The sequence below is a fragment of the Cellulomonas sp. P4_A2 genome (assembly GCF_056402515.1).
In genome coordinates, this window is the sequence record NZ_JBFUHG010000004.1 from 294991 (window position 1) to 301280 (window position 6290).

Genomic DNA, 6290 nt, shown 5'->3' on the forward strand with positions numbered 1-6290 from the left:
ATGTCTCTTCTCCGGTGACAGCAAGCACACGACGCAGGGGGAACCATGACGCTCAGCACCACGGTGATCGGCATCATCGGCCGGCACCATCCCGAGATCTTCGAGCTGTACGGCAACCCGTTCGGCCCGTACGGCCACACGCACGGCCAGGAGGTCGCGCTCAACCCGCAGCCGCTGCCGCCCGCCTTCCGGTCCGGCATCGCCTCCGGCTTCGAGCTCGTCGAGCTCGCCCGCTTCCAGCACGCCGTCCGGGGGGACGTCACGATCGAGGTGTCCGACTACTGCGGCAACGAGGTGCACCCGCCGATCCCCGTCCCGCACGGCGACGGCCCGCAGCCCGACCCGTGGATCGACTACCACCTCGGGCTCGCGTTCGCGCTCGAGCTGACGGCGCACGCATGGGAGCACACGGGGCTGTCCGACGAGGTCGAGAAGGTGCACGCCACGGCGCTCGTCGAGACCCAGCGACGGCTCGCGCGCGGGTGATCCTGCGCGACCGTCACACTCGTCGGCCCCTGTCCGCTTAGACTCCCCCAGTGATCTTCAAGGCCGTGGGCGAGGGCAGGCCCTACCCGGACCATGGCCTCACCACGGCCAAGCAGTGGGCGGAGGTCGCTCCGCGCCAGGTACGGCTCGACGAGCTGACGACCACCAAGCGCACCCTGGACCTCGACGCACTGCTCGCGGAGGACTCCACCTTCTACGGCGACATGTTCGCGCACGTGGTCCAGTACCGCGGTGTCCTGTACCTCGAGGACGGGCTGCACCGCGCCGTGCGCGCCGCGCTGCACCAGCGTCCGGTCCTGCACGCGCGGGTCCTCGTCCTGCCGAGCGACGCCGTCCCCGTCGTGGCAGCGACATGACCGACCTCGACCGCAACCGGCAGCTGCGCCGCCGCCACATGCACGAGCGGCAGGCCGTGATCTTCGGCGTGCTGCTCGCCGGCCTGGCGCTCGTCGGGCTCGGTGCCGCGGCCGTCTATACCGGCAACCTCGACCTGCCCGGCCTGGACCGCGCGATCGCGCAGGCCCCCTCGCCGACCGAGGCCCTCAAGGCGTTCCCGTGCCCGCCCGAGGGTGCGCTGCCGGTCCCGGCCGCCGCGATCACGGTCAACGTGAACAACGCGACCTCGCGCGTCGGCCTCGCCGGTGCGACCGCGACAGCGCTCCAGCAGCGCGGGTTCGTCGTCGGTGCCACCTCCAACGTCGACGGGTACGACGGGGTCGCGCGCATCACCTTCGGCATCAACGGGATCACCCAGGCCTACACGCTCCTCGCGCAGTTCGACGGCGCGACGCTGCTGCTCATCGCGGGCCAGGACGCGACCGTCAACGTCGCCCTCGGCGAGGAGTTCGACGAGCTCAAGCCCGTCGACGCCGTCGGACTCGACCCCGCCGTCCCGCTCGTCGCCCCCGCGGGCTGCACGCCGTACGCGGACGTCATCGCCCCCGCCGACACCCCGGCCCCCACCCCCGCAGGCTGACCTCCGGGTTCGTCCGCTGGCACGGGCCGGCGGGCTAGCCTGGCATCCCGCACCGCACGGCCCTGTGGGTCACGTCCTGGGAGGTCCCGCTGCGCCAGCTGATGCAGTCCAAGCCCGCGGTCTGGGTCTCCTTCGGCCTGGTGCACGTGTGGCTGGCGTTCGTCGGCCTGGTGTGGATCCCCAACCGGGCGTTCTGGGACCTCGAGCTCTACCGCTACTGGATGTGGCTGGGCCTGCACGACGGCCAGTGGCCGGTGCTGTCGGGCGACTGGGTCTACCCGGCCGGCGCCATCCTGCCGATGCTGGCCGCGGCCGCGGGCGGCACGGGCGACCACTCGCACTACGCGACGGTGTGGGCCCTGCTCGTGATCGCCCTCGACGCGGTCGCGCTCGCGTTCCTGCTGCGTGTGCCGCGCCCTTCCGACCCCCACGGCCGGGGCACGACGACCGGCGCGTGGTGGTGGCTGGGGTTCCTGCTCCTGCTCGGCCCGATCGCGATGGGCCGGCTCGACGCGGTCGTCGCGCCCGCGATCATCGTCGCGCTCGCCATCGCCCTGAACCATCCGCGCATCGCGTCGTCGCTGCTCACCGCGGCCGCGTGGGTCAAGGTCGCCCCCGGCGCACTGCTGCTGTCGATGTTCTTCGCGGTCCGACGCCCGTGGCGCAGCGTCGTCGTGCCCGGCGCCCTGGTCTCGGCCGTGATCATCGGGGCCGTCGCGCTGGGCGGCGGGGTCGAGCACATCGCCTCGTTCCTCACCGAGCAGGACAAGCGCGGGCTGCAGATCGAGTCGCCCGGTGCGACCCCGTGGATCCTCGCCGGGCTGTTCACGTCCGCGGTCCACCCGTTCCTCAACGAGCCGATCATCACGTGGGAGATCGTCGGACCCGGCACACCGGTCGCCGTGACCCTCCTCGGCATCCTCCAGCCGGTCACCCTCGCCCTCGCGGTGCTGCTGCTGTGGTGGCGTCGCGAGCGGATCGGCGCGGCCCTGTGGGCGGGCGGGCTGGCGCGCACCGAGATGCTGATCCGCGGCGCCATGCTCATCACCCTCGTGCTGCTCGTGTTCAACAAGGTGGGCTCGCCGCAGTACATGACGTGGCTCGCGCCGCCGGTCGCCGTCGCCCTCGCGCTGCGGCTGCCCGGGTGGAACGTGACCGCCTGGACCACGCTCGGGATCGCGGGCGCGACGCAGATCGTGTTCCCGTGGTTCTACGGCGAGGTCATCAATGGCGGCCCTGGCACGACCCTGGTGCTCGCCGCCCGGAACATCGCGCTCATCGTGCTTCTCGTGCACACGGTGGTCGTGCTGATCCGGGCGCCTCGTGCGGACCCGTCGGTCCCGGCACCGGTCTCGTCGTTGGCCGTCGCCTAGAGCTGCGTGGCCACCTCGGACGCGATGAACGCCAGGTGGTCCAGGTCGTGCAGGTCCAGGACCTGCAGGTACACGCGGTTGACGCCCAGCTCGCGGAAGTCGGCGATCCGGTCGACGACCGCCGAGGGCGTGCCCGCGAAGCCGTTCGCACGCAGCTCGGTGACGTCCCGGCCGATGGCCGCCGCACGACGGGCCACCTCCGCGTCGTCGCGACCCGCGCACACGACGTTGGCGACCGAGAACGTGAGGGTCTCGGGGTCCCGGCCGGCGGCCTCGCACGCCGCACGCAGCACCTTCACGCGGGCCTCGACCTCGTGCGGCGCGGGGAAGTTGAGGTTGAACTCCGCGGCGTACTTCGCGGCCAGCGCGGGCGTCTTGGTCGAGCCGCTGCCGCCGATGATCACCGGGATGTCGTGGGCCGGCTTGGGCAGCGCCGGCGAGTCCGTGAGGTCGTAGTGCTCGCCGTGGAAGCTGTAGGGCTCCTTCGCGTTCCACAGGCCCGTGATCACCTCGAGCTGCTCCGCGAACAGGCCGAACCGCTTCGCCGGGAACGGGATGCCGTACGCCGCGTGCTCGCGCTCGAACCAGCCCGCGCCGAGGCCCAGCTCCACGCGGCCGCCGGACATCTGGTCCACCTGCGCCACCTGGATCGCGAGGATCCCCGGATGGCGGAAGGTTGCCGACGAGACGAGCGTGCCCAGCTTGATCCGGCTCGTCTCGCGCGCGAGGCCCGCGAGGGTCGTCCAGGAGTCCGTCGGACCCGGGTCCGGGTCGCCGGCGCCCATCCGGACGTAGTGGTCGGAGCGGAAGAAGGCGTCGAAGCCCAGCTCCTCGGTGGCTTTGGCGACGGCCAGCTGGTCGTCGTAGGAGGCGCCCTGCTGGGGCTCGACGAAGATGCGGAGATCCATGTGCTCCAGCCTCACACACGACCAGGTTCGCTTCATCCGCGCGTCCCGACATGTGGAGAACCTCTCCTGCGGCGTCCCAGCAGATGTGGGGCCCCGCCCACATCTGCTCGGACGTTGGTTCGCTGATCGTGGGTGCGACGTGCGACCGTGGTTCTCGTGACAGCCCCCGCCTCGGCCTTCGACCCTGTGGCCATCGCCGACTGGCGCCGCCGTGTCGCGCAGATGTACGCCGACGTCCGTCGGATCGCCGCCTCCGATCCCTCCGCGGCGCACGCCGTCTGGGTGCAGCAGCGCGACGAGCTCTTCGCCACCCACCCCGCCTCGCCGCTCGACGTTGTCGCGTCCGCGTCGTTCGCCGGTCTGGACGTGGCGCAGTACGACCCCGCGTACCGGTTCGAGGTCACCATCGAGCCCGCCGGCCAGCAGCGGATGGACGTCGCGACGGCCACCGACGGCGTCGTGCCGTTCGAGCGCATCGGGACGGTCGAGCTCGGGTCGCTGGGGTCGCTGGCCGTCTGGTCGCTGAAGACCTACGGCGGCGGGCTGTTCGTGCCGGTGCGGGACGCCCTGGCAGGCACCACGACCTACGGCGGCGGCCGGTACGTGCTCGACACCGTCAAGGGCGCCGACCACGGGATGGCCGGTTCCCTGCTCGTCGTCGACCTGAACTTCGCCTACAACCCGTCCTGCGCCTACAACCCCGCCTGGACGTGCCCCTTGGCCACGCGCGCGAACACGCTCGCCGTCGAGGTGCCCGTCGGCGAGCTCGCCTTCCCGTCCTCGTCGGTCTCATGACCCCGTCCGCGCTCACCTCGATGTGGGCGTGGGACAACCCCGTGCTGCCGGCCGACGACGCCCGCGGGCGGGCGTACGAGCCCGCCTCGGTGTCGGGCCTGGTGTCGTTCTGCGCCTCGCGGTCCCTCGGCCGGGTCTTCCTGTCGGCGCCCTGGGCCGCCGACGAAGGACCGGTCGGCTCGTGGTTCGCGTCCGTGTGCTCGGCCCTGCGCGAGGCGTCCGTGGAGGTCGAGCCGCTCGGCGGGGACCCGTCGTGGCTCGGCCGACCGACGCTGGCGTCGACCTGGGCGCTCGCCGCGGTGCGTTCCGGCGGGATGTCGTCGTGCGTGCAGCTCGACGTCGAGCCGTGGACGACGCCCGCCTGGACCTCGTCGCGCGAGCTGGTGCTGGACCAGTGGATCGCGCTCCTGACGCACGTCGGGGCGTTGGTGGCCGTCGGTGTCGACGTGCCGTGGTGGCTCGCGCACGAGCCGTACCGCGACGGCACGGTCCTCGACGCCGTGCTGCCGCTCGCATCCCGCGTGGCCGTCGTCGCGTTCGCCAACCACGCCCACGGCCCCTCCGGCATCGTCTCGCTCGCCGGCCCCGCCGTCGTCGCCGCCTCTGCCGCGGGCCTGCCCTTCACCGTCGGCGTCGAGACCGACACCGCCGAGGTCGCCGGCGGCCCGCAGTACACCTTCGCCTCCGTCGGAGCCGCGGCCATCGAGACCGAGACGGCCCTGGTTCGCGACGCCTTCAGCGAGCTGCCCGGCTACGAGGGCGTGACCGTCGAGCACCACCGCGCCTGGCGCCGCCTGCTGGGTCTGGACTGACGCCTCGTCCACGAGCCCGTTGTCCACAGGTCTCGTCAACGACCGGTCGCGTGTCGGTGGTCGATCGTACACTTGTTCGAACGGATCGATCCGGCGGACGAGAGGCGGCGCGACGAATGAGCACGATACGACCCGACGCGTCCGACCCGGCGTCCGCCTCCGACCCCGGGTTCACGTCGGCGTCCAGCCCCGCGTCCGGGTCCAGCCCGGCCTCCGCTTCGAACTCCTCGGCTGCGCCCGATCCCACCTCTGCGGAGTCCACCTCAACGGCCGGGCCAGCGGCCACGACCGCCGGGGTCGGGCTGCCGGAGTTCCCGGTGCCGGGTGCCTCTCTCCTGGAGTTGGCGGGCCTGCTCGATGGTGTGCAGGTGGCGGACTTGCCTTCGGGTGCGGTGGTCGGGGTGGTCCAAGGCTTCGAGCAGCTGATCCGCGCGGCGCAGGCGGCGCAGGCGGTCGCGATCCACGAGCTGGAGGTCCGCCGCCCCGTCCACCCCTCTCCGGTGCCGGATGAGTTGGCGTGTGCGTTGGTGATCACGCGGCGCTCGGCGGAGATGCTGGTCGTGCGGGCAGCCCTGGCCTGCACCCACCCGGCGGTCCTGGACGCCTGGGCCGCGGGCCGGGTGGATGCGCGCAAGGTCGACGTCCTGATGGGTGAGGTGATGGTCGCGGACCCGTCGGGGCGTGATGGGGTCCTGGCGGTGGGGTTGGCGGCGGCGGAGCGGATGACGGGCCCGCAGCTGGTCCGGCATGTGCGCACCGCGGTGATCGCCACCGACCCCGCCGCCGCGCAGGAACGCCTGGTCGCGGCGCGGGAGGACCGGGCGGTGTCGTTGACGGCATCGGTGGACGGGATGGCGTGGCTGTCCGCGTACCTGCCCGCACCCGAGGCAGTCATGGCCTTCACCGTCCTGGACGCCCT

General features: G+C 72.5%; 8 protein-coding genes. 7 read left to right on the forward strand and 1 reads right to left on the reverse strand.

Annotated elements, in window-relative coordinates; genetic code table 11:
- Positions 1-45 precede the first annotated feature (45 nt).
- The 4 genes from AC1DUE_RS06250 (at position 46) to AC1DUE_RS06265 (ending at position 2856) form a co-directional block, all read left to right on the forward strand.
- Positions 46-486: a hypothetical protein gene (locus tag AC1DUE_RS06250; protein ID WP_477038534.1), complete on the forward strand. Its 441-nt coding sequence runs from the start codon at positions 46-48 to the stop codon at positions 484-486.
- Between the two features lie 50 nt (positions 487-536).
- Entirely contained in the window at positions 537-863 is a 327-nt protein-coding gene (locus AC1DUE_RS06255; protein ID WP_477038535.1) for a type II toxin-antitoxin system VapB family antitoxin, read from the forward strand.
- Complete coding sequence (locus AC1DUE_RS06260; RefSeq protein WP_477038536.1) at positions 860-1483, forward strand: LytR C-terminal domain-containing protein; 624 nt, start codon at positions 860-862, stop codon at positions 1481-1483. The genes AC1DUE_RS06255 and AC1DUE_RS06260 overlap by 4 nt, the downstream gene beginning before the upstream one ends.
- A 101-nt stretch (positions 1484-1584) precedes the next feature.
- The gene (locus tag AC1DUE_RS06265) at positions 1585-2856 is read left to right on the forward strand and encodes a glycosyltransferase 87 family protein (RefSeq protein ID WP_477038537.1); all 1272 of its coding nucleotides are present in this window, start codon (positions 1585-1587) and stop codon (positions 2854-2856) included.
- Here the strand turns inward: AC1DUE_RS06265 and AC1DUE_RS06270 are convergent.
- A complete protein-coding gene (locus AC1DUE_RS06270; protein ID WP_477038538.1) occupies positions 2853-3764 on the reverse strand; it encodes an LLM class F420-dependent oxidoreductase in 912 nt (303 codons plus the stop codon). The genes AC1DUE_RS06265 and AC1DUE_RS06270 overlap by 4 nt on opposite strands.
- Positions 3765-3986: 222 nt before the next feature.
- Here AC1DUE_RS06270 and AC1DUE_RS06275 point away from each other — a divergent pair, with 222 nt between their 5' ends.
- The 3 genes from AC1DUE_RS06275 to AC1DUE_RS06285 form a co-directional block, all read left to right on the forward strand.
- Positions 3987-4559, forward strand: a complete 573-nt coding sequence (locus tag AC1DUE_RS06275) for a DUF1684 domain-containing protein (protein WP_477038545.1) — start codon at positions 3987-3989, stop codon at positions 4557-4559.
- Positions 4556-5371: a hypothetical protein gene (locus AC1DUE_RS06280; RefSeq protein ID WP_477038539.1), complete on the forward strand. Its 816-nt coding sequence runs from the start codon at positions 4556-4558 to the stop codon at positions 5369-5371. Before AC1DUE_RS06275 ends, AC1DUE_RS06280 begins: the two co-directional genes overlap by 4 nt.
- 341 nt (positions 5372-5712) lie before the next feature.
- On the forward strand, positions 5713-6290 hold a 578-nt coding region (locus tag AC1DUE_RS06285; protein ID WP_477038540.1), incomplete at its 3' end, for a DUF222 domain-containing protein.

Bases quoted from the DNA above. Each gene is read 5' to 3' on its own strand.
- AC1DUE_RS06250 (WP_477038534.1), top strand. From the start codon at position 46: ATGACGCTCAGCACCACGGTGATCGGCATCATCGGCCGGCACCATCCC.
- AC1DUE_RS06260 (WP_477038536.1), top strand. From the start codon at position 860: ATGACCGACCTCGACCGCAACCGGCAGCTGCGCCGCCGCCACATGCAC.
- AC1DUE_RS06265 (WP_477038537.1), top strand. From the start codon at position 1,585: ATGCAGTCCAAGCCCGCGGTCTGGGTCTCCTTCGGCCTGGTGCACGTG.
- AC1DUE_RS06270 (WP_477038538.1), bottom strand. From the start codon at position 3,764: ATGGATCTCCGCATCTTCGTCGAGCCCCAGCAGGGCGCCTCCTACGAC.
- AC1DUE_RS06275 (WP_477038545.1), top strand. From the start codon at position 3,987: ATGTACGCCGACGTCCGTCGGATCGCCGCCTCCGATCCCTCCGCGGCG.
- AC1DUE_RS06280 (WP_477038539.1), top strand. From the start codon at position 4,556: ATGACCCCGTCCGCGCTCACCTCGATGTGGGCGTGGGACAACCCCGTG.